Annotated in this window: 20 protein-coding genes; 4 read left to right on the forward strand and 16 right to left on the reverse strand. The window is 62.6% G+C overall.

All coding sequences use genetic code 11. The annotated features are described in order from the left end of the window. Nucleotides 1-150 precede the first annotated feature (150 nt). Nucleotides 151-762: a flavin reductase family protein gene (locus CMV30_RS07375; RefSeq protein ID WP_096055418.1), complete on the reverse strand. Its 612-nt coding sequence runs from the start codon at nt 760-762 to the stop codon at nt 151-153. Nucleotides 763-1,086: 324 nt separating this feature from the next. Between CMV30_RS07375 and CMV30_RS07380 the strand changes: the two genes are divergently transcribed. Then, complete coding sequence (locus tag CMV30_RS07380; protein ID WP_096055419.1) at nt 1,087-1,809, forward strand: hypothetical protein; 723 nt, start codon at nt 1,087-1,089, stop codon at nt 1,807-1,809. 38 nt (nt 1,810-1,847) lie between these two features. On the opposite strand, the gene CMV30_RS07385 is transcribed toward CMV30_RS07380, so the two are convergent. Together CMV30_RS07385 and CMV30_RS07390 are read right to left on the reverse strand one after the other, a co-directional pair. Then, the gene (locus CMV30_RS07385) at nt 1,848-2,165 is read right to left on the reverse strand and encodes a hypothetical protein (protein ID WP_217494473.1); all 318 of its coding nucleotides are present in this window, start codon (nt 2,163-2,165) and stop codon (nt 1,848-1,850) included. 156 nt (nt 2,166-2,321) lie between these two features. After that, nucleotides 2,322-3,317 (reverse strand): aldo/keto reductase, encoded by a 996-nt coding sequence (locus tag CMV30_RS07390; RefSeq protein WP_096055421.1) that lies wholly within the window; start codon nt 3,315-3,317, stop codon nt 2,322-2,324. Between the two features lie 224 nt (nt 3,318-3,541). Here CMV30_RS07390 and CMV30_RS07395 point away from each other — a divergent pair, with 224 nt between their 5' ends. Next, nucleotides 3,542-5,659 carry a protein-disulfide reductase DsbD family protein gene (locus tag CMV30_RS07395; RefSeq protein WP_096055422.1) on the forward strand — a complete coding sequence of 706 codons (2,118 nt, stop codon included), beginning with the start codon at nt 3,542-3,544 and terminating at the stop codon, nt 5,657-5,659. A 65-nt stretch (nt 5,660-5,724) separates the two neighbouring features. Here the strand turns inward: CMV30_RS07395 and CMV30_RS07400 are convergent, their stop codons facing one another. The 7 genes from CMV30_RS07400 to CMV30_RS07425 all read right to left on the reverse strand — a co-directional run bounded on the left by CMV30_RS07400 (nt 5,725) and on the right by CMV30_RS07425 (nt 11,361). After that, nucleotides 5,725-6,009 (reverse strand): hypothetical protein, encoded by a 285-nt coding sequence (locus CMV30_RS07400; protein WP_138223188.1) that lies wholly within the window; start codon nt 6,007-6,009, stop codon nt 5,725-5,727. Next, entirely contained in the window at nt 5,988-6,200 is a 213-nt protein-coding gene (locus CMV30_RS20265) for a hypothetical protein (protein WP_245844431.1), read from the reverse strand. Before CMV30_RS20265 ends, CMV30_RS07400 begins: the two co-directional genes overlap by 22 nt. Nucleotides 6,201-6,244: 44 nt before the next feature. Further along, nucleotides 6,245-6,376 (reverse strand): phage holin family protein, encoded by a 132-nt coding sequence (locus tag CMV30_RS20660; RefSeq protein WP_281254883.1) that lies wholly within the window; start codon nt 6,374-6,376, stop codon nt 6,245-6,247. A 9-nt stretch (nt 6,377-6,385) separates the two neighbouring features. After that, the gene (locus tag CMV30_RS07410; protein ID WP_096055424.1) at nt 6,386-6,703 is read right to left on the reverse strand and encodes a glycine zipper domain-containing protein; all 318 of its coding nucleotides are present in this window, start codon (nt 6,701-6,703) and stop codon (nt 6,386-6,388) included. Further along, entirely contained in the window at nt 6,666-7,214 is a 549-nt protein-coding gene (locus CMV30_RS07415; protein ID WP_096055425.1) for a sigma-70 family RNA polymerase sigma factor, read from the reverse strand. The genes CMV30_RS07410 and CMV30_RS07415 overlap by 38 nt, the downstream gene beginning before the upstream one ends. Nucleotides 7,215-7,326: 112 nt before the next feature. Beyond that, a complete protein-coding gene (locus tag CMV30_RS07420; RefSeq protein ID WP_245844432.1) occupies nt 7,327-9,015 on the reverse strand; it encodes a GH39 family glycosyl hydrolase in 1,689 nt (562 codons plus the stop codon). A 261-nt stretch (nt 9,016-9,276) separates the two neighbouring features. Beyond that, the gene (locus tag CMV30_RS07425) at nt 9,277-11,361 is read right to left on the reverse strand and encodes a TonB-dependent receptor (protein ID WP_096055426.1); all 2,085 of its coding nucleotides are present in this window, start codon (nt 11,359-11,361) and stop codon (nt 9,277-9,279) included. 631 nt (nt 11,362-11,992) lie between these two features. On the opposite strand from CMV30_RS07425, the gene CMV30_RS07430 reads away from it, so the two are divergent. Together CMV30_RS07430 and CMV30_RS07435 are read left to right on the forward strand one after the other, a co-directional pair. Next, on the forward strand, nt 11,993-13,330 hold the full coding sequence (locus CMV30_RS07430) for a glycosyltransferase (protein ID WP_096057668.1): 1,338 nt from the start codon (nt 11,993-11,995) through the stop codon (nt 13,328-13,330). A gap of 175 nt (nt 13,331-13,505) precedes the next feature. Next, nucleotides 13,506-15,623: an HAD-IIB family hydrolase gene (locus tag CMV30_RS07435; protein WP_096057669.1), complete on the forward strand. Its 2,118-nt coding sequence runs from the start codon at nt 13,506-13,508 to the stop codon at nt 15,621-15,623. Nucleotides 15,624-15,697: 74 nt separating this feature from the next. On the opposite strand, the gene CMV30_RS07440 is transcribed toward CMV30_RS07435, so the two are convergent. From CMV30_RS07440 to CMV30_RS07465, 6 genes are all read right to left on the reverse strand, one after another. Continuing rightward, nucleotides 15,698-17,167 carry a TolC family protein gene (locus CMV30_RS07440; protein WP_096055427.1) on the reverse strand — a complete coding sequence of 490 codons (1,470 nt, stop codon included), beginning with the start codon at nt 17,165-17,167 and terminating at the stop codon, nt 15,698-15,700. After that, nucleotides 17,167-17,868: an ABC transporter ATP-binding protein gene (locus CMV30_RS07445; protein ID WP_096055428.1), complete on the reverse strand. Its 702-nt coding sequence runs from the start codon at nt 17,866-17,868 to the stop codon at nt 17,167-17,169. The genes CMV30_RS07440 and CMV30_RS07445 overlap by 1 nt, the downstream gene beginning before the upstream one ends. An 18-nt stretch (nt 17,869-17,886) precedes the next feature. Beyond that, nucleotides 17,887-19,140, reverse strand: a complete 1,254-nt coding sequence (locus CMV30_RS07450) for an efflux RND transporter periplasmic adaptor subunit (protein ID WP_096057670.1) — start codon at nt 19,138-19,140, stop codon at nt 17,887-17,889. Nucleotides 19,141-19,201: 61 nt separating this feature from the next. Beyond that, complete coding sequence (locus CMV30_RS07455; RefSeq protein WP_096055429.1) at nt 19,202-21,814, reverse strand: ABC transporter permease; 2,613 nt, start codon at nt 21,812-21,814, stop codon at nt 19,202-19,204. Between the two features lie 104 nt (nt 21,815-21,918). Then, nucleotides 21,919-22,245: a PadR family transcriptional regulator gene (locus CMV30_RS07460; protein WP_096055430.1), complete on the reverse strand. Its 327-nt coding sequence runs from the start codon at nt 22,243-22,245 to the stop codon at nt 21,919-21,921. Nucleotides 22,246-22,566: 321 nt separating this feature from the next. Next, complete coding sequence (locus tag CMV30_RS07465) at nt 22,567-23,586, reverse strand: sugar phosphate isomerase/epimerase family protein (protein ID WP_217494474.1); 1,020 nt, start codon at nt 23,584-23,586, stop codon at nt 22,567-22,569. Nucleotides 23,587-23,667 lie beyond the last annotated feature (81 nt).

Below are 23,667 nucleotides of genomic sequence, written 5' to 3' on the forward strand. Positions count from 1 at the left end.
TCGCCTCCCGCCCCCCTCCGCGCTTCCCCCTCCGTGCCCATCCGAGCAATCCGTGGTTAAAAAATCTCATCCCCGTTCCACCACCCCTTGCTCATTCTTTGGCCTTTGCCCCTTTGGCGTTTGCCCCTTTGGCGTTTGGAATTTCCCCGATCACCGATCGGGGCGTTTCAGCGAAAAAATCTCCCCCATCCGCGAGTACGCCTCGCCCCCCAGCCGCGCCACCAGATCAAGCTTCACCGGATCGACCTTCCCGTCCGCTCCGATCACCGCGTCATCCACGTGCATCACCTGGATCAACCCAAACACCACATTCGCCGCCGCCGGCCCCTCACCGATCCGCGTGATCGAATGCAGCCGACACTCAAAACTCACCGGCGCCCCCGCCACGCGCAACGGCTTCACCTTCTCCGCCGCGACCGACGCGATTCCGAATTTCTCAAACTCGCTCTCCCCATACGGCAGCAACGCTGCGCACTTATTCATCGCCTCCGCCTGCGCGTACGAAACGAGGTTCACCACAAACTCCCCCGTCGCCTCGATATTCCGCACGGTATCCTTCTTCGACCCGTCGCGCAGATTCACCGGCACAAACATCAACGTCGGCGGTGCCGAGGTCACCCCCTGGAAAAAACTAAACGGCGCCAGATTCGTTTTTCCCTCCGCCGAGATCGTTGAAACCCACGCAATCGGTCGGGGCAAAATCGTGCCGGTCATCCAGGCATAAGCGTCGCGAGTAGGAATCGTCGTCAGATCGATGCGCATACCTCACGAAACTCCCCCCACCGCTCAAGTCCAGCACCCACCCCTCGCACATCTTGCCCCCCCCACATAACTCCGACGTAGTCACGAGCACCAGCGAGTGGATTCCCTTCCGCATTTCCGCGATCCCTTCGAAATCCTCTTAATCCCATAAATCCTGTCCAAAAACTCCGTGATTCCCCGGCGCGCGATCAGCGCGCCCCTCCGCCCACTCGGCGCAGGCGATCAGCCGGAGCCACACCTCCAAGATTTCGCCTTTGGCGAAATCCTTTTCGTGGCTCCCCAAACTCCGTCGCCCCGAAAACTCCGCCGCTTCATTCCGCCTCCATGCCCGCTCCCTCCAGCGCCTCAACCGCAACGCCAGCCACCACGCCACCCCGCGAAGCCCCATGGGCCGAAGGCCTCCGCGGCGCCCGCGCCAATCTCCTCCCCGGCCTCGCCCTCCAGCTCTTCGCGCTCGCCCTCGTCCTCGCCTATTTCTGGCACGCGCCCACCCACCACGCCCTCGAACGCCTCAGCGCCTGGCGCAGCGAACTCGGCGTCACCTTCGCCATCGTCTCGACCGGCCTCTTCGGCGGACTCCTCCCCTTCCTCTACCTCCGCCTCACCGCCGCCCGCTACACCTGGCCCCAAGGCGCGCTCATCACCGCCTTCTGGGCCTACAAAGGCATCGAGATCGACCTCTGGTACCGCGCCCTCGCCCACCTCGTCGGCGAAGGCAACGCCACCGCCACCGTCGCCGCCAAAATGGTCCTCGACCAATTCCTCTACTGCCCGCTCATCGCCATCCCGCTCACCACGCTCGCCTACGCGTATGCGGAAACCCACTTCAACACCCGCGCCGTCCTCGCCGACCTCCGCGCCCCGCGCTGGTACGCCCGCCGCGTCTTGCCACTCCTCATCTCCAACATCGGCGTCTGGGTCCCCGCCGTCTGCATCATCTACGCGTTGCCCACCCCGCTCCAACTCCCCCTCCAAAACATCGTCCTCTGCTTCTTCACGCTGCTGCTGGCACATCTGGCGCAGCAGAAGACAACAGACCATCACTAGTATTGAAGCTCGAAACGAACATTCTCGGTCGACTGCATTTACTGGAGCGATTCGACCGAAAAATAGACCGAAATCGGGCCAAACTTGGCAGGCAGCGCACGTAAGCGTGCCTCGATATCTTTCGATGTAAGCGGCTTTGGAATCCGCCACTCAACTCCGTGCGCGAACTCAGGAACAGCCTCAGTGATTCGCACCTTAAGCAGTTCATTCACTGCGCCAGTCAAATCGCCAACTTTGTGGACCACCAAATAAGCGGCTCCAAATCGGAACCCTTGATCAAATGCAGCCAGATCTCGTTCAAGTGTGAATGCCGAGCCGAGTTTATGTACGCTGCCATCTGCTTTATCGATGATCATCCCTTTGGACCCGGCCGCGGGCGGCCCGTTATATAGGTACGGGAAATACCATCCATGCGTGATCTCTTTCGCGGATTCGACACTCACGAAAAAACCATCCGGCACGTTCGCGTTTGCGATAGCAGCTGCCCGAGAGAGATCCATTGTGTGTCTCACTCAATACGGCCCGCGAATAAACGCCGCCACCTCGCGCGTATAAAACTCCACTAGCGCCCCATGCTGCTCCGCGCTCAACTTCGGCAGTGACGCCGCCCGCGTGTTGCCCGTCGCCTGCGCCGGATTCTTCGCACCGGGAATGATCACGCTCACCGCGTCGAAATCCAAAATCCACCGCAACGTCCAGTCCGCCATCGACCAGCCCGCCGGCACCTGCGCCTTCAACTTGTCCGCCAGCTCCACGCCCTTCGCGAACGGCAGACCCGCGAACGTTTCGCCGACATTAAACGCCTGCCCATCCCGATTGAAATTCCGGTGATCCGTCGCGTCGAACTTGCTCGCCGCCGTCATCTTCCCGCCGAGCAACCCGCTCGCCAGCGGCAGCCGCACGATCAGCGCCACGTTCTTCTTTTTCGCAGCCTCGAACAGCGTCGCGATCGGTTTCTGACGAAACACATTAAAGATGATCTGCAACGCCGCGCACCCCGGCTGCTCCGTGCACCACAACGCCTCGTCCATCGCCTCCACGCTCGCACCGTACGCCTTGATTTTCCCCTCCGCCTTGAGCTCGTCGAGCCACCCAAACAACTCCCCGCGCTTCAGCACCTCTGGCGGCACACAGTGAAACTGCGTCAGATCGAGCGCATCCACGCCGATCCTGCTCAACGAATCCTCCGTGTGCTTCCGCACCGCCGCACGCGTGAAATTCTCCGGCCAGCCCGGATCGCCCCGCCGCCCGAGCTTCGTCGCCACAAACAAACCCGACGCCTTCGCCGCACCGATCTCCTTCAAAAACGTTCCGATCAGCCGCTCGCTCCGCCCATCGCCATAAACATCGGCGGTATCATAAAACGTCACCCCCGCCGCATACGCCGCCCGCAACGTCGCCAGCGCCACCTCATCCGTCACCTCGCCCCAGTTTGCCCCCAGCTGCCACGTCCCCAGCCCGATTTCACCGACACTTTTTCCCGTCTTCCCAAAAACACGCGTATTCATAAGCGCGCACTCCTCTCCGACGCCCCCGCCAACGTCAACGCCCCGTCATTCCGCACGTCAGCCCGCCTCCCTTTCTTCTTCCGCCATCCCTCCCCCTCTGCGTCATCCGTGGTTAAAAAACTCCGTTCCTCCGACCGCCTTACACCTCTGCACCGCCCATCCACCTCTCCGGGAATTTTCCGCAGGGCCTTTGCCTCTTACCTCGTAACACCTATACCTCCCTCATGCCGTTCCCGCTCCGCCGCCTCTCCTCGCTCACCGCCTTCTTCCTGATCGCCCTCGGATTCACCGCAGCGCTCACGGCTCCAACTGCCGCCCACGCCCAGGTCAAAGCTACCCTCGTCGCCGCCGAGTCATCCATCCAGCCCGGCCGTGCCTTCACCGTCGCGCTCCGCCTCCAGCACGAACCGCACTGGCACACCTACTGGATCTATCCCGGCACCGGCGTCCCCACCGAGCTCACCTGGCAGCTCCCGCCCGGCTGGACCGCTGGCGACATCGAATGGCCCACGCCCCACGTCGTCAAAGACGGCTCCGGCAACATCGCGGGCAACGGCTACGAAGACGACACGCTCCTCCCTGTCACGATCACGCCGCCCGCCGATCTCAAGCCCGGCGAAACCATCACGCTCAAGGCCAAAGCCGAATGGCTCATGTGCAAAGAGGTCTGCAAACCCGGCAGCGCCGACGTCTCACTTACGCTCCCCATCTCTGCCGATAAGCCAAAGAACAACGACGCCCTCCGCGCCGCCTTCGCCGCCATCCCCACGCCCGCTCCCGCCGACGGCTTTAACCTCACCGCCACGCGCTCCGGCAAAACCATCACGCTCACCATCGCCGGTCCCCGCGCCGCTTCGCTGAAAAATCCCCACGCCTTCACGAGCGACGCCCTCGTCCAATACGACCTCCCCCAACCCGCCAAAACCTCCGGCGACCAGATCGTTCTCACACTCCCCGTTTCTCCATCCTACGACGGCAAAGGCGAAAAACTCACCGGCATCCTCGCCTACACCAACGACTCCAACTCCACCCGCGGCCTCATCCTCGACGTCTCGATCACCAACAACACCGCAGCAGCAGCCGGCACTTCTGCCGCCGGCTCCTCCACCGCAGGAACAACGTCCTCATCCGCTGGCAGCCTCGCCGGCACGCTAGCCCTCGCCTTCGTCGGCGGCCTCATCCTCAACCTCATGCCCTGCGTCTTCCCCGTGCTCGGCATCAAGATCCTCGGTTTCGTCAACCAGGCCGGCTCTGACCGCCGCAAAGTCACGATCCACGGCATCGCCTTCACCGCCGGCGTCCTCGCCTCGTTCTGGACACTTGCCGGCGCCCTCGCCGCCCTCCGCGCCGGCGGCTCACAACTCGGCTGGGGCTTCCAACTCCAGTCGCCGCTCTTCGTCTTCATCCTCGCCGCCGTCATGCTCGTCTTCGCCCTCAGCCTGAGCGGCGTGTTCGAATTCGGCCTTCGTGCCACCGGCGTCGGCGCCAACCTGCAGTCGAAGTCCGGATACAGCGGCTCCTTCTTCACCGGCATCCTCGCCACCGTCGTCGCCACCCCGTGCAGCGCGCCTTTCCTCGCGCCCGCCCTTGGTGCCGCGCTCGCACTCCCCGTCATCGAGTCCTTCGCCGTTTTCACCGCCATCGCGATCGGCCTTTCGCTTCCCTACCTGCTGCTCTCGATCTTCCCAGCCGCCATCAAAGTCCTCCCACGCCCCGGCATGTGGATGGAAACGTTTAAGCAGTTCATGGCGTTCCCGCTCTACGCCACCGTCGCCTTCCTGATCTGGGTGCTCGCCGGACAAAGCAGCAAAGAAGGCCAGGAATACACGCTCCTCTACGTCCTCCTCGGCCTAACCTTGATCGCCCTCGGCACCTGGTGGTACGGCCGCTACAACGCCCCCGGCGCCAAACCCGCCCGCGCCCGCCTCGGCCTGATCGGCGGACTCGTCCTCTTCGCCGCCGGCGCCGCCCTCGGTTGGCCCCGCGCCGCCGCCCCAACCGATCTCGTCTGGCAAAAATGGAGCCCCGAAGCCGTCGCCAAACTCCAGGCCGAGGGAAAAACCGCCTACGTCGATTTCACCGCCCGCTGGTGCTTCACCTGCCAGACCAACAAAGCCGCCGTCTTCGGCTCCTCCGACGTCAAGAAACTGATACACGACAAATCCATCGTCCTCCTCAAAGCTGACTGGACCAACCAGGACCCGCAAATCACCGCCGAGCTCGCGAAGTACAACCGCAGCGCCGTCCCCTTTAATCTCATCTACAAGCCCGCGTCGCCCGAGCCCGAGATTTTGCCCGAGCTCCTCACCCCCGGCATCGTCCTCAACGCGCTGAAGGGCTGAGGCCCACACCCAGACCCGGACCGGTCACGCCACGCGCGCCGGTGATTCCGCGGGCGTACCGCGCTTCAGAAAACCGAACACGTTAACGACGACAGGCCCCCAACGCACCAGCGAGCCGAGCAGCTTCTGGCGGGGAACGCGACGCGCATAACGAGCGCCAGCGCGGGCACAGTGGCGATGGCCGCCAGCGGCCCCAGCTTGCGGAAAAACGCCCGCACCCGCTCCGCCCATACGAGCGGGCGCATCACGCGCGCAGTGTCCGCAACGCACTGCACTCGGCGGCGGCCAATATCCCGGCGCAGCGATACCTTGTACGCCGCCAGCCGGTTCAAGTCTGTTTGCGGATACATGCGATGTCTTCGGCGATTTCCTGGCGGGTACCCGAGAACGGCGCGGGCTGGCGCACGATGAAGCGGCGCAGCGCGATGATGATCGCGACGAGCGCGCCTAAGTAAAAGAGCGCGAGACCACCCAGCGCAGCCAGACGCGCGCTTTCCCAAAAGAAATACACGAGCGCCAGGCTCGCGAACGTGATCGTCATCACCGCCGCAAACACCGCCGCGCTGATCCAGACAAAGAGCTGGATCAGCCAGAATTTTCCTCCTGCAGCTCGACCGAGAAAAGCTCCAGCCGGTCCTGCCCAGTGGCGAGCAGCCCGGCGCCCAGCGTGCGCAACGATCCGAAAAATCCCGCAGTGTGAGCCGGTGCCGGTTCCATGGCAGGCGGTTACTTGCTGCTATTGCGGCCCAGCAACACACCGACGAGCAGGCCCACGCCCGCTGCGATCGCCAGGGATTGATAGGGATTCGCGCGGATGGCCTCGTCGGTGTATTTCGCTCCAGCGACCACTTTTTTCTTCGCGCTTTCGCAGGTGCTCGCGAGGCGTTCCTGCATGGCACCGAAACGTTCGCGCAGCGTTTCGAGAGCATCGGCCGAGTATTCGGTTACGGATCCGCTCACGATCGTCTCCGCCTCGGCGAGAAGGGCTTTCAGTTCGGCAACGAGATCAGTGGAGGAGCGTGCGGTATCGAGGTGGTTTTTCATGGAATGTGAATGAAGGTAAATGCAGCGCCTTGTACGTTCCCGCCACCGACCGCCCCGAAACCTCTGCCAGATTTTCGATCGTCGCCCGGCGATAGTAATATCCTTCGATGAGCCGTCGCTGCTCCACCGGGAGATCCGCGAGACAATTTTCCAGATGCTGCAATCGACACTCCAACGCCGGAAGCAACTGCTCACGACGCTCTTCAATTTGGTCGGCAAGCCCGCTAGCGAGCAAAGCCTGCCAGCGTTGACGGCGCTCGATCCACTGCCGCGCTTTGTTCAGCGCGAAGCGACAAGCCCACGGCGTAAACGGCTGCGCCGCGTCGTAGGCATCGAATTTTTCCCACAACGCGATGGCTGTTTGTTGCACGATGTCCTCCGCATCGGCGGTGCTTGGGACAAGCGCACCCACGTAGCGGAAAATCTCTTTCTCGCTCCGAAGGAATAACGAAAGAAACCGCTGCTGTTTAGCGGTCGAATGATCCTTGGGCCGTGCAGGTCCTTGCATCATAGATTACTTCCGACAAGCGCTTCGTTTTGGACAAAATAGTCGCCGGAAATATGAAATCAGCCGCGGCTTTGCCCCACGAATTTAGCGGTGATCTCGTGCTTTCCGGGGCGCGTCACTTCCCCACGCCCCAGTCAAATACCAGCAACGACACGCCCTGCCGTGGCAGCGCAAACCCAAGCGCCGCTTCGCCGTTCTTCACATCCACGGCAGAAACATCGCCCACCGTCGTCAACTGACTCTCCTTCTCCAGCTGAGCGTATTGCTCCTGCGTCGGCGCGATCGGCGAACCCATGCGCTTCCACGTCCCGTACGAGTTGCTGTGCATCTCATCCACGCCGTAATGCGTCACCAGCGCCCCGTGCACATCCGCCGGAAACCCCGCGACCTTCAACGCCACAGCAGCATCCGCCCCGGCCAAGTCGTCGTCATGATAATGCCACACCATCACCGCGATCTTCGTTTTCTCCACGCTCGCAAACGCCGCCACATCCGGCCGCTCGCGCACACCCGCCTTCACCATCACATCGAGCGGTACTTCCGCTGAACTCGTCGTCGCGACGCGCTCTCCGCCCATCTTCGAAAACATCCGGAAAACATTCAGCACCGGCAGATCGACACCATTCGTCGCCAGCGCACGAAAGCCCGCGAACCACGGCTGATCTTCAAACTCAAACGCCCACGTCACCGCGCCCTCGAAGTTCACGCCATGCTTGTCCGCGAGTAGATGCTTCCGCGCAAAACTAGCCGCCGTGTAACTCGAATACATCGTGCCGTTGCGATAACCATTCTGCGGACTCTGACACGCCGCGCACCCTTCCGGATCGGATTCACCGATAATGATCGGCCGGTCCTTCAGCGCCGTGAACGCCGCGATTTTTCCGAACCCCCGATCAATCGCCGTCAGATGATTCGAGATGCCCATGCGCACATGCCCGTCGACAAACACCGGCGAACCTTTCGCGTGAAACGCCAGAAAGTCCGTCGGCGTCCCCACCTTGCCCGTCGCATAATTTTTCCCACTCGAGACGTGCTTCAGAAAATCGTCCATGAACTTCCCGCCGCTGCCCGCCGAGTGCGGCCCGCCGACCTTCGCCGTCGGCAGCGCCTTCCGCACGCCGTCGATCGCATAGTCGTGCGTCTTGTACCACTCCTCCGGCGTGCCCTTCCAATAATGGCCGTTCGCCTCGTTCCACACTTCCCAATACCACTGCTCCACTTCCTCCTTACCATACCGCTCCACGCAGTGCTTCACCCATTGGTAAACCAGCTCACGCCACTTGTCGTAGTCCTTTGGCGGATAAGCCCAGCCCGTGATGATATTCTCGTACGGCAACCCCGGACGCCACTCATGCCGGTAAGGTTCCGGATGCGTTGACAGCGCCTGCGGCATGAACCCGATCTGCGCAAACGGCCGCACGCCACGCCCAACATAAGAATCGAAAATCAAATCCACCACTCGCCAGTCGTACACCGGCTTCCCCTGCGCATCCTCCGTATAAATATTCGTGCTCCCCCACTTCAGCGCCGGCGTCCCGTCACCGCTCGTGAGCAGATTATGCGTGCGAAAGAAAACCTGCTGCGGCTTCAGCTCGCCGAGATGCTTCAGCAACTTCTGCCCATCCTTCATCGTCGCATAGTTCGGTTCGTCAGCGCCGAAGAAACGCCACACAGGCTTCAACTCTCCCACTTGTTTCGCCGCATCCACCTGAATCGAAACCGGAAACGCCTCCGCCGCCCGCGCGACCGAAGTCATCAAAGCTGCCGCCACCAACACACACGCCAACATCGAGGGTATTTTCATGGGGACGCCCTCACCCAAACTCTCCGACTTCACCACCGCAACCCACCCGAACTGTAAGCCAACCAAACACCCCAATCCTGTTCATCCTGAAAATCCTGTCCAAAATTCCGTCACCCCGGCGCGCGATTAGCGCGCCCCTCCGCTCGGTCGGCGTAGGCGATCAGCCGAAGCCAAATCTCCAATTTTCGGCCTTTGGCCGAAACCTTTTAGTGGTCAAAAATTCCGCCTCTGCCTCTGGCATCTGCGCGCTCGCTCGCGCTCCTACCACGCCACCCGCACGCCACCTCGCACCCACCGCGGCGCATCGTACGTCAGCAACCCTGTCGCACTCCGGCTCGTCACGACGTCCTCATCAAAAACATTCTCCACCGCCGCAAACACCGTCAGCCTCAGCCCCGCCCGTCTTCCTTCCCTCGCACGCACTCTCCACGATTTCTCCACCCGCAAATCCACCGTCACCGCCTCTCTCAACACCAGCGCGTTCTCATCATCCTCAAACTGCTCGCTCGTGTAGCGCCCCGCCACCCGCACGTTCAGCCCGCCCGGCGCCCTCCAATCAACCGACGCCGTCGCCTTATGCTCCGGCGCCTGCGCCAACCGCTTCCCCACGAGCGACGCCTGCGCCCGCGCCTCCGTCACTTCCGCGTCGCTCCACAAATACCCCGCCCGCAACTCCAGCGCCTCCACCACCCGCCAGCCCGCGCCCAACTCTACCCCACTCACCCGCACCGTATCCAGATTCTGGCGCTGCCGCGTCGTCAGCGCCGGATTCGTGCTCAACGTCACATTCCCCACCGCATCCTCCAGCTCATTCCAAAACCCCGTCGCCTCCAGCCGCCACGCTCCGCGCGTAAACTCTGTTCCCACTTCCCCGCCCGTCAGCGTCTCCCTTTTCAAGTCCGCATTCGCGAGCGTGTTCACCGTCCCCACGCGAAACGGCCGGTAATACTCATTCAACGTCGGCACCCGGAACGCCCGATAAACCGCCCCGCGCACCCGCCACGCCTCACTCGCTTTCCACACCAGCCCCGCGCGCGGACTCAGCTCCATCCCCGCCTGCGTCGCAAAATTTTCCTCCGCCACCACCGCGCCGCTCGCCCGCGCCACTTCCCTCAAACGCCCGTCCGCATTCTCCCAAAAATCCGCCCGCACATCGACCGACGCCCGCCACCGCTCCGCAATCCGCCGGTCATGATGCACAAACGCTCCCGCAAAAATCTGCTCCCCACCCGCAAATCTCCGCCGCGACAACTGCCCCGCCTGAAACAAAAAATCCTCCCGCGTCTCCCCTTCCACCCAGCGCACATCCCCACCCACCGCCATGCTCGCCACATCGCTGTCCTTCCACGTCACGCTCGCCGAAGTCCCCGCCGCCGTCGCCGGAACCTCAAACTGATCATTCGCCGGCGTCTCTGCACTCCGCGTCGCATTCACCGTCGTGAAAAAACTCTCGAAGCTCTGCCGCTGCCCATACGCCACCGCCGCCCAACTCAACCCCGGCCTCGGCTCTCCCTCTATCGCCGCCGACACAAACCCCGCCCGCGTCGCATTCCCCTGCATCGCCGTCCCATTCCCCCGCTCCTCCTCGAAAAACCGCCCCGTCACATTCGCCCGCACGTGTTCACTCACCGCCCCACTCCACGCCACCCGCGCCGTCCGATGCTCCGACGACAACGCCCGGTCCACCGCGCCACGATCCGCCTCCTTCAACGCATAAAACCCTTCCGTCGAAAACGCCTCCACATCCACCCGCAAAAATCCCCCGCCCACGGCTCGCGTCACCGCAGCCTCTCCGCGCCACATCTCAAAACCCCCAAACTCCGCGCGCACTTCCTGCCTCTCCGTCTCCACGGCCACACTCTCGAGCGCCACCACCCCGCTGAGCGCCGCGCTCCCCCATACACTCGAGCCGCCGCCACTCACGATCTGAGCGCCACCGAGCGACATCCGCGGCACCGCACTCCAGCTCACCCATCCGCCAAACGGATCGTTGAGCGGCACGCCATCGAGCAACACCAGCGACCGGCTCGCTCCACTCGGCCCGATCCCGCGCAAAGAAACACCCTGCGCCGTCGGATTCGCCGCCACACTGCTCGTCCGCCGAAAAAGCCCGAACGCCGTCTCCTCTCGCAACGCCACATCCACGCCCATTGCTACGCGCAACCGCTCCCCATCCACCACCCGCACCGCCAGCGGCACTTCATCCATCATCTGCGGTGCCCGCGAAGCGGATACGACCAACCTCGATAACACCTCCACCTCCTGCGCCCGCACCGCCCTGCCACCGCCCTGCAAAATCACCCCGGCCACCACGACGGCCGGAAACCCCCACTCACGAAACTTCATAAGAGAAAAGCGACGCACCCCGCACCTTCCCCCAAACCCCGCCCCACGTGAAGCCACCACTGACCGATTTCCCCAAAGATTCCTCTTCCAGTCAGACCCCACCCCCTCCCTGTAGGGCTCGACCTCGCGTCGATGCCTCCGCGCCAGCCTCCAGCCCCCCAGTCAATGTAACGTATTACGCTACATCCCCCTCCTCCGCTCCTCCCCACCAATCCTCCCCAACGTCATCCTCCGCCTCGTCTATCCCTCCGCTCTTCCGCCTCCTCCGCTTCTCAGCCTTCTCCCCCATCGTCACCACCCGCGCACCAGATCCTTCGCGTAACACGCGCACACCTACACTCACCTCTCGCGCGTTTCACTCACTGCATTTCGCCCGCGCCCGCGCGAAAAAAAATCCTCGGCACCGTCCGCATATCCCGTTGTCCTCAGCGCAGGTCGCACACGCGAGCCCGGTCCCGAACGAGCAAGTCCTCTTCTCTTCGACCGTGGTGCGTTTCTCTTCGCTCCCGTGTGCGCGGCCGGTCGGGGCGTCCGCCGTCTATGCGCGCGGATGCCGTCACGGTGCTTTTCACCGTGCAGTCAAAAAACTCCGATGTCCGCCTCCGGGCCGGGCGTCAGTCCACGCCAGCACATGAACCAGCTCTCAATCGAATCCACCCTGCCTCGCATCGGCATGGTCTCCACTCACGGCTACGTCGCCGCCATCCCGCCCCTCGGCGCAGCCGACACCGGCGGCCAGGTCGTCTACGTCATCGAACTCTCCAAGAAACTCGCCCAGCTCGGCTTCGAGGTCGACATCTGGACCCGCCGTTTCGAAGACCAGCCCGAGATCGACATCGTCAACGAACGCGTCCGCGTCATCCGCGTCCCCTGCGGCGGCAAAAAATTCATCGGCAAGGAATACCTCGTCGATCACCTCCCGGAGTGGTCCGAAAACGCCCTCCGCTTCATCGCGAAGCACGGCCTCAAATATCACTTCTTCAACTCCCACTACTGGGACGCCGGCGTCGCCACCCAACGCCTCGCCGAAGCCCTCGACGTCCCCCACATCCACACGCCCCATTCCCTCGGCCTATGGAAAAAGCAGCTCATGGAAAAAGACTTTCCCGATGACGCCGCCGCCCTCGAAAAAAAGTACAACTTCGCCGAACGCATCCGCCAGGAAACCCTTCTCTACCGCTCCTGCGAAGCCGTGGTCGCCACCACCCCGCCCCAGCTCGACCTCATCACCCACGACTACGGCACCGTCACCGAAAACGCCCACATGATTCCCCCGGGCTACGACGACAACCGCTTCTACCCCGTCTCCGCCGCCTCCCGGAAATCCATCCGCCAGCGCCTCGGCTTCGAAGGTCAGGTCGTCCTCGCCCTCGGCCGCCTCGCCCGCAACAAAGGCTACGACCTCCTCGTCGAGTCCTTCGCCCTCGTCGCCACGCGCATCCCCGATGCGATCCTCCACCTCGCCGTCGGTGGCGAAAAACTGAATACCAACGAGCAGACCATCCTCGACGAACTCAAAGCCCAGGTCGCCCGCCTCGGCCTCGAATCCCGCGTCAAGTTCGGCGGCTTCGTCTCCGAAGCCGATCTCCCCGACTACTACCGCGCCGCCGACATCTTCGTCCTCTGCAGCCGCTACGAACCCTTCGGCATGACCGCCATCGAAGCCATGGCCTGCGGCGCGCCCACCGTCGTCACGACACAAGGCGGCCTCTTCCGCGCCATCTCCTTCGGCCGCCACGCCCTCTACGGCGACCCCTTCGACCGCGAAGACCTCGGCATCATGATCGTGAAACCCCTCCGCCACCCACGACTCGCCGCCCGCCTCTCCCGCATGGGCGCGCACAAAGCCCGCAGCCTCTTTACCTGGACCGGCATCGCTCAACAACTCATCAGCCTCGTCGAAGAACGCGTCTCCGCCGCTTCTTTCACCGACACCGAATGGGACGAACCCTGGAACGACGGCGACTAAGACTCCCCCTCTTCCTGTAGCCGCGCTGCCCGCAGCGCGGCCTCCGTCCTCCAACAATCACTCCTAATCCCAAACCGCCGGACAACCTACGCATACCGTCACGCCTCTGTGTCCTCCGTGTCCGCGCTCCGTGCCCTCTGTGGCCAAAGTAACCTTCGCCCAATCCCAGCTTCCCATGAGCGACCAAAAATCTTTATCCGCCTCTCGCCCCATCCGCCTTTTCAGCACCGACCTCGACGGCACCCTCCTCGGCAACCCCGAGGCCGCCAACCGCTTCGCCACCGCCTGGTCCTCGCTCCCCGCCGCCACCCGCCCGCTCCTCGTCTATAATAGCGGCCGCCTCCTCGACGACACCCAGCGCCTCATCACCACCGGCGAACTCCCCGCCCCCGACTACATCATCGGCGGCGTCGGCACCCAGATCCACGACGCCCGCGCCAACCGCACGCTCACCGAATTCGCCGACCGCATGTCTCCCGGCTGGGACTTGGAAAAAGTGAAAGCTGTTGTCTCCGCGCTTCCTGTCATCCGTCCGCAGCCCGACCACTTTCAACACGCCTTCAAATCCAGCTGGTTTTTCGAAAACGCCACGCCCCTTCAGCTGGAAACCCTCGAACAACAACTCGCCGCCGCCGGACTCGACACCTGCGTCGTGTATTCGAGTAACCGCGACCTCGATGTCATCCCCCGCCACGCCAACAAAGGCGGTGCTCTCTCCTGGCTCTGCGCGCGCCTGGGCATCGCGACCGACGAAGTCCTCGTCGCGGGCGACACCGGCAACGACGCCGGCATGTTCCGCCTCCCCGGCGTCCGCGGCATCATCGTTCAGAACGCTCACCCAGAACTCTTCACCGCCACCGTCGATATCCCGATCTACACCTCCGGACTCGTCATGGCCGACGGCGTCCTCGAAGGCCTCCGCCATTACGGCATCATCACCCGCGCCCCTTCCGCCGGCCAAAGCGGCATCTCCGCGGAAAAAATGTCCGCCCCCTTCCGCCAGCTCTTCACCGGCACCCAGCTCGGCTCGCTCTCCGACGACGAGAAAAAGCTCATCCACACCGGCTACGAAAAAGCCCTCGTCGCCCTCCGCAAAAACATCACGCCCCTCGGCTTCTCCGCCTGCTCCCTCGCCGATAACGCCGTCACCGGCACCGACATCAACTACCGCTCCGTCTGGGCCCGCGATGGTTCGATGACCGTCATCTACACGCTCGATCTCGAAGACTCCGACATCCGCGCCGCCCAAAAAGCCACGCTGGAAACCCTCCTCAGCGCCGCCTCTCCCTCCGGCCAGATTCCCGCCAACGTCCGCATCGACAACGCCGAGGCCGATTACGGCGGCGTCGGCAACATCTGCTCCATCGACTCCGGCCTCTGGGTCATCATCGCCGTCTACAACTACGTCAACAAGACCAACGACCTCGACTTCCTCCGCGCCCACATCGACCGCCTCCAGATCGCGATGAACTGGCTCAGCGCGCACGATAGCAACAACGACGGTCTCCTCGAAATCCCCGAGGCCGGCGACTGGACCGACCTCTTCGGTCGCAGCTACAACGTCCTCTACGACGAAGTCCTCTGGTACCGCACCAACGTCTGCTTCGGCCGCCTCCTCGAATTCCTCGGCCGCTTCGAACACGCCGCCGATTACCTCCGCTGGTCGCAAAAAGTCCGTGCCCGCGTTCTCGATACATTCTGGCCCACCACCCGCATCTCCGACCCGAAGGCCCCGCCCGCGAACCGCTTCGCCGACCGCCAGTTCGGCCTCGGCGACACCCAGTACCTCCTCGCCGAGATCACGCCCTTCTCCTTCAACTGGCGCTGCGACGTGTACGCCAACGTCCTCGCGTTCCTCATGCACGTGCTCGACATCGACCGCGCCCGCACCGCCTTCCGCTTCATGTGGGGAGTCGGCGTCAACAACCCCTGGCCCGTTTCCAACTTGTATCCAGTTGTCCAGGCCGGCGACCCCGACTGGCGCTCCTACTACACGGTCAATCTCCTCAATCTCCCCAACCATTATCACAACGGCGGCATCTGGCCCTTCGTCGGCGGTATGTGGGTCCGCTTCATCCACCAACTCGGCTTCCACGACGTCGCCTGCCGCGAACTCCTCCAACTCACCAAGCTCAACAAACTCGGTCGCGACCAAGAGTGGGAATTCAACGAATGGGCCCACGGCATCACCGGCCGCCCCATGGGCAAAGCCTTCCAAGCCTGGTCCGCCGCATCCTTCATCAAAGCCTGCCACGAACTCGAAGCCACCCCCACCAACGAGCCCCGCGACTAACTACATTCGAGCTGCGTCTCTTTTCCCTCCGTTGGAGGGACGACCTCCGTGTCGTCCATTCCGCTACGCCCCGTTCACCGCAACGCCACACTCAACCCCCACCGCTCCAGCGTCCCCCCGATCTCCCGGTCATACAACGCCGCCGCAATCCGCTCCTCCGAGATCGCCCGATACATCGCCACCTCCACCCCCGAAAGCGACTCCTGCAACGACAGCACCACAAACGTCGTACTCGCGCCCGTGCGGAGCTTCTTCACCTCATCATCGAGCGCCTCCTTCGCCAGCTCGTACCCCGCGCGCGTGGCCACGATCCGCTGCTGGACGCTATCCAGCCGCCCCGCCGCCAGGCTCACGTTCAACGCGATCTCCTGTTTGAACCGCTCTAGGTCTTCTTCGGCTTGCTCACGCTCCAAACGCGCCGCCCTCAACCGCCCCCGCTCCCGCGCAAACGTGAGCGGCACAGTCAGGACAACGCCTGCCGAGTAACTCCCAAACTCGCGGTCACTCACCATCCGCCGACTGTCCCGCGCCGTCTCGCCGACACCACTGAAACTATAACCGCCGACAACGTCCAATCGCGGCATCAACCAATTCCGCGCATATGCCAGATCCGCGTCTCTCTTACCCAGAAGAAGCCGAGCCTGCTGAAAATCGGGACGCAGCTCCCACGCCTTCTCCAAGTCAGCCGCCGCGATCCTCTCTGGCGAAATCGATCCCACCTGCACTGCTAGCAGCGATGCGCGTTCCGTCGGCATGTCCTCTCCCAACAAATGCCGCAGCCGCAGATCCGCATCGCGCAGCGCCCGGTCGGCCAGAATCACCGCCTCGCCACGCGCCGCCGCCCGCGCCCGCGCCTGAACCAGCTGGTTATTCGACATGCCGCCCGCATTCACCCGGATCTCGTTTTCCCGAATCAAATTCGCGGCCAGATCGCGTGATCGCTGCGTCACGCGCAGATATTCATGCGAGAACTGAAGATCGCTGTAAGCGACGATCACCCGCGTCACCGTATCGATCACGACCTGCCGGAACTCCCACTCCGAAATTTTCGCGTCCGCTTTGAGAAGCCTGACTTCGTACAACTGTGCATCCGATCCCGCTCCTTTAAGCAACGGCTGCGTCACGCTGATGCCGGAATACGCGTCATACTCTCCCGCACTCCCGCGAACACGTTCGCCCGTCCACGACGTCCCGATGCTGTAGTCCAGTCCCCACGGCGTGCGCCCATCCAAAGATGCCCGGTAACCATCACGCTTATTGAACGACCCACTCGTCGCCACACTCGAAGCAAACGGCATCTCCTCTTTCTCGTAATCACGCCCCACCGTCAGCGCCGGATCAAAAACGCCCTTGCCGCCAAACAGTCGCGCCCGCGCGATCTCCGGCGAAAACCGCACCACCTTGATCTGCCGGTTATGCGCGAGCGCCCGCTGAATCGCCTCCTGCAAACTAAGCGGCTCCGCCGTTTCCGTCTGCGCAGACAGCCCGCTCAATCCGCAAAGACACAGCGCTGCGATCTTCCAACAATTCATCGCCGCTTTCATCACGCGTTCGCCGCCGCCGTCACCGCATCGACGACTCGCCCGTCGAGCACATGAATCGTCCGCTCCGCGAAACGCGTGAACCGCGCATCGTGCGTCACCATAACGATGGTCGCACCGCCACGATGCAGATCGCGCAAGAGCTCCATCACCGCCTCACCATTCTTCGAATCGAGATTCCCCGTCGGCTCATCCGCCAGCAACACCGCTGGATATCCCGCCAGCGCACGCGCGACTGCGACACGCTGCTGCTGACCGCCGGAAAGCTGCGCGGGCAGATGCTTCGCACGATGCGACATGCCGACTTTCTCCAGCGCTTCCGCCACCCTCGCACGTCGTTCGTCCGGCAGCATGCCGCGATAAGTCAGCGGCAGCTCCACGTTTTCCTCGACGCTCAAATCGCCGATCAGGTTGAACGATTGAAAAATGAACCCGATCTCACGGTTCCGAATCCGCGCCCGCTCCTGGAGATTCAGCTCATGAACAGCGCGTCCATTAAGCAAATACATCCCTCCTGTCGGCGCATCAAGCAGCCCGAGGATCGCAAGCAACGTGGACTTCCCGCAGCCCGAAGGCCCCGCGATCGACACGTACTCGCCCTTGTTGACCTCAAGCGAGACATCCGCGAGTGCACGCGTCTCGATGTCGTCGGTTTGAAAGACTTTGGTCAGGTTCTCTAGTTGGATAACAGGATGCTGGCTCATGGGAAAAAGTGCGTGGAGTTATTGAAGTTGGATCCTCTCATGCGCACTCCACTGCGACATATCGGAAAGGATCACGCGGTCTCCGGGCTGCACGCCATCGACGATCTCGACCAGGCTCACCGAGCTCCGCCCGAGCATCACACGCGTGAGCGAGGCGTGCACGCCATCGGCCTCGAGTTTGAACAACCCCACCGCCCCGCTCTCCTGCCCAAACGCCGGACGCGTCACGTAGAGAACATTGTCCAGTCGCTCGATCTCGATCACGCCTTCAATCGACAAATCCGGCCGCGCTCCCCGCGGCAGCTCGCCGCTCAAACGCACGTCCACCGCCACCGTGCTGGCCTGCACCGACGGATCGATCCGCTCCACGTCGCCTTCAATCACGCCATTACGCGTATCGACGGTTACGCGCTGACCAACCTGGATGTCGCGCGTCTGCGTCTCCGCGATCCGGATCTGCGCCTTCAACCGCGTCGGATCCGCCACTCGCGCCAAATTCACGCCCGTCTGCACCTGTGAACCGATTTCCACCGGCAGGATCTGCAACACACCGCGCATACCCGCCCGCACAGAAAGCGACGCCAATTCATCATGCCGCAGTTTCGCCTGCGCGCGCAACCGCGACACTTCCGCTTGCTTCACCGCGAGCTGCGGCGCGATAGAGTCCCGCGCAAATTTGAACCGCTTCTCCTCAATCTCGAAACGCGTCCCCGCATGCTCCGCATTCACGCGCGAAAGTTTGTAGTCCACCGACGAGAGCAGCCCTTGCTTGAAAAGCTCCTCATTCAACTCGGCGCGCAGCCGCGATTGTTCCCGCTCCGCACGCGCGCTCGCCAGCGCCGACTCCGCCGCGAGCACCTCGCGCTCCAGCGTCACGTTCAAATTAACCAGCTCCGCCTCGACCGCCGTCAGTTGTGAATCCGCATTCGCCGCCGCCTGCTCCACCTCCGGATTCGTGAGCACTAGGATCACACTCTCTTCCGTGACCGCAGCGCCCGGACGCAACAGCACGCGATCAACCCGCCCCGCCGTGCGCGAAGCGATCCAGCGAATCTCTTCCGGCACCAGCGTCCCGACGCCGCGCACCTGACGCAGCATCGATCCGCGCTTCACCGTATCAATTAGGACCAGCCCGCGCTCCACCGTCGGAGCCGCCGGTTTCAAAACCATCAGCCCAAGCACGCCGCAGCTGATCAACGCCGCGGCGATCACTCCAGCAACCAGCCGCCGCTGCTTCCTCGGCCGTTCCGATTTCGGACGCGCCGCGTCCATCGAAGGCACGGCCATCCTTACGACCGTTTCAGAATTTTTGACCGTAGAATTCATGGGAAAATCATTCGCTCCTCAACGCATCCACAGGATTGGAATTCGCCGCCCGCTTCGCCGGAAACCAGCACGCGCCGATCACCACAACGACCAGCGCCAGGCTCGCCGCGATGAACACCGCCGGATCATACGCACTCACGCCATACAGCTGACTCGCGATGAGTTTCGCTCCGGCCAGCGCCGCAACGATGCCTATGCCCACGCCGACGAACGCGAGCCGCAATCCCTGCCCGATTATCAACTGAATGATTCCGCACGGCGAAGCGCCCAACGCCAGCCGCACGCTCAACTCCCGCCGCCTCGTAGCCACCGCATAGGAAACGACTCCGTAAATGCCGACGTACGCGAGCACCGCCGCCGTGATCGCAAACGCCGCGACCAGATTGCGGAAAAGTTTCCGCCCCTTGAGCGAGTCTTCCATTGCCTGCTCCATGCTTCTCACATTCCCAAGCGGAACGCCGGGATTGAGCCGTTCCACCTCAGCGCGCACCGCAGGAAGAATCGAGTCCACCGGCAGTGACGTCCGCACCACGACCGAAAATTTGAACGGATTAAACGTGAGCGGCACGTAGCCTGTGGCTTCCGACTCCGCCTCCAGCGAGCCATTCACAATCGCCCCGACGACACCGACAATCAGGTAAACACGCCCGCCGATACTCACGCGGTTTCCTACCGCGTCACCGTTCGGAAAAAAGCACCGGGCTGCCGTATCGTTGATGACCGCCACCTGTGGCGCACCCGTACGATTATCCGCCGCCTCGAAAAAACGTCCCTCGCGCAACCGTGCTCCGATCGTCTCGAAATAATCTTGGGAGACAAAATTCAACCGCGCTAGCACGCGATCGCGTGCCGCAGCATCGCCCGTTCGCGACATGTATTCTCCAAATGCCCCTCGTGAAAAGGGTATCGCTCGTCCCGCGCCCGTTTTATCGACGCCAGGAATCGCCCGCAGACGATCCAGTAGCTCGCTTGAAAACAACAGCCGGTCCTGCGCCTTCGGATATGTCTGCGCCGGAAGCGAAACATCAAACGCGAATACCTGCTTCGCAGAAAAACCGGGATCGATGCGCGCCGCCTGCAAGAGACTCTTCAGCATCAATCCCGCTCCCACGAGCAACACAAGCGTCAGCGTGATTTCCGAAATCACCAGCAATGACTGCGCGCGGGTTTTGCCGCCCTGCGTCGAGCGGCCACCGCTCTTGAGTAGTCCGTGGAGATCCGCACGGCGCACGCGCCACGCAGGCAAAACCGCGCAAAGCACGCCCGACGTCGCCGTCAACGCCACCGCGATAAACAACATGCGCAGATCGAGCTGAAGGGTGATGGTGTTGATGAGTAGATGCGCAGCCACTTGCTGCAAAACAGCCACACCTCCCAGTGCGAGCACCACACCCAAGCCGCCACCCGCTGCTGACAGTAACAGACTCTCGCTCATGACATGCCGCATCAGCTGGCCGCTGCTCGCGCCTAACGCTGCCCGCAGCGCGATTTCCGGCGCACGGTCACTCGCTCGCGCTAGGAGGAGATTCGCGACATTCGCACATGCAATCAGAAGCAAAAGCGCCACCGCTACCGACAAGCCCAGCATCACCTGCTTCGGATTTCGCGCGAGCTGCGACTCCAGCGAACGCACAGCCACGCTCCATTTCTTTTTCCATGCAGGATAGAGCGGATCAAGACGCCCGCGCAGTGCCTTCAACTCCACCTCGGCCTGCGCCATCGACACACCCGGCTTAAGGCGGGCGTTCACGTCCGCCCAATGCGAAGTCCGTGCACTCCGTTCGGTCTTTGGCGCGAGGATCGCGGGGATAAAATATTGTGTACCGCGCCAGAACCACGCCCCAGCCGGTAGAATGCCGACGACAACGCGAGGCACATCATCGAGCACCACCGTCTGCCCAACCACTGACTCATCGGAACCAAAATGCGATCGCCATAACTCCTCCGAAAGAATGATCACGCGACCTGTTTCAGCCGACTGATCCTCTTCGGGCAGGAAGCCGCGACCGTGCAATGGGTGAATTCCAAACACACGCGTAAACTCATGCGTCACTTCGACTCCACCGACCGCAACTGCGCCGCTCGAAGAACGCAGATTACCGCTTACAAGAGCCCACAGCGTGACGGCCTCAAAACTTCGACTATGCTCGCGCCAGTCGCCGAACACCCCGCCCGACGCCTGATTGAGACCGCCATCCTCCATCACCTCAAAAAGCGACGCGATCCGCTCCGGCTGCGGATAATGCAGCGGACGAAACACCGTCGCATCCAGCGCCGTGAAAATCGCGAGATTCGCCCCAATGCCGATCGCCAGCGTCAACACACACACCGCCGTAAACCCGGGCGCGCGCCGCAACGTTCGCGCCGCGAATCGCAGATCACGCCAAACATATTCCCAACTCATCGTCCGCTGCTCCCGCGCCGCTTCCTTGAGCTGATCGATTCCACCAAACTGCCGCCGCGCCGCGAAACGCGCTTCCTCCAGCGACATGCCTGCCGCGAGATTCGCCGCCGTCGCACGCTCAAGATGATCGGCCATCTCCGCAGCCATGTCGGCTTCGAAAGAGCGCCGCCGAAACAGCGCACGAAAACGTGAAGAGAGAGAATGCCAGAGATTCATGAAGACAATGGAGTGCCAGGGCGGAGTGCTGCTCCGCTGATTAAAACAAGAGGTTGCTGCTCACCGGGCGCACCGCGCGCCCGAGGTCACAAGGGGAAGGTAAACTAGGCCGAACTCATCACTTGCTTGATCGCGCCGACGAGCTGATCCCAGTTCTCCTTCTCCGCCTCGAGCTGCTTCTTGCCCGCCTTGGTCAGAGAATAAAATTTCGCCCGCCGGTTGTTCTCCGACTGCCCCCACTCGGAGTCGATCCAGCCCTTCTGCTCCATCCGATAAAGCGAGGGATACAGCGACCCTTCCTCCACTTTGAGAACTTCGCTCGAAAGAACGTGAATCCGCTGCGCGATCCCCCACCCGTGTGTGGAACCGCCGTTGAGGACGCGAAGAATCAGCATGTCCAGCGTGCCAGGGATGATTTCAACTTTTGCCATATGCTTCCTATGTTTATCTAGGGATGACCGCCACTCCCCTAGATAGTCAAGGGAAGAAATCGCCAGCCACCAAAAATCCCGCCCCGTCTCCGCCCTAAGCCCTCCGTAATCCCGTTAATCCTCTTAATCCTGTCCAAAAACTCCGGCTCCTCCCGCCGCCCTTCATCCACCTCCTCCCATCCTTCGCATCTGTGTCATCCGTGGTTAAAAATTCCGCTACTCCGCTCAGCCTTCCCTCCTCCTCCTCAGCGCCCTCCGCGCCTCCGCGGTGAATACTCCGACTCCTCCGTCTCCTTCCGCCACCCCGTCTCCGCCCCGCGCTCACCTCACCTGAAACACCTTCTTCAGATACGCGACGTTCGCCGAATAATTCCACACCACATCCGCCCCGCCCGATCGCTTCGCATCTCGCGAGCGTTCCACCACCAGCCACCCGCGCCACCCCATCTCATCGAGCGCCGCCTTCACCGCTTTCAAATCGATCCGCGCATTATTCTCCAACCACACCCCGTCATCATCCGTCGCGTGAATCTGACAGATCCGCTCCTTCCCCAAGATCTTTAATTCCCCCACCAGATCGCGCCCATTCTTCAGCGCATTCGAGAAATTGAAATAACTCTTCACCGCGTCCGAGCCGACATCCTCCAGCAAAGCTACCTCACCTTTCGCATCCAGCGCCGTCTCGATCCCGATCACCACGCCCGCCTTCTCCGCCAGCGCCGCGACCATCTTCAGCCGCTCCACGATGCGCGGCTTCAACTCCGGGTTCTTCACCAGATCCCCCTGCACACCCAGCGGCAGGAAAACGACCGTCACGCCCAGCGCCTTCGCCGTGTCGATCGCATCGCCCACCATCCGCTCATACGTCGGCCGCGTCGCGAACGACTGCGCATAAAACCCCGTCATCGCCACCGAGCAAAACCCCAGCCCCAGCGCCTTCGCCTGATCGAGATATTCTTTCTGCACCGCCGCATCCGCCAGCCGGTTCTCGAACGTCTCCCGCTGCCCGAGCGACCCCATATCCAGCTCGATTCCATCCGCCCCGATCTCCTTCGCCAGCGGCAACGCGCTCAATTTCTGCCGTTTCAAAATCATCAAATCGATCACCGCCACCTGGTACCGCTGCGTGATCGCCTTCGCCTCGCCCGCCACCGCAGCCACTCGCGTCTCTTCGCGCCCATTCGCGGCTGGACCGCTTCCCTCCTCCGCCCGCCCCGTCGCGGCACTCGTCGCCACCAGCACCACGCTCATCAGCGCACCGCGCAACCACCGCGCAAAAAATCCCCCGCGCTTCACCACACCGAAAGTAACACCGCCGCTAGCTTCGGAAAAATTTATCATAAGCGAAACACTCACCGCTTCCCCTCCGGTTGAAAACCCGTTTCTCGCCCCTCGCACCGTCCCGAAAATCCGCCTCACCCG

The sequence above is a fragment of the Nibricoccus aquaticus genome (assembly GCF_002310495.1).
In the GTDB taxonomy this organism is placed as follows: domain Bacteria; phylum Verrucomicrobiota; class Verrucomicrobiia; order Opitutales; family Opitutaceae; genus Nibricoccus; species Nibricoccus aquaticus.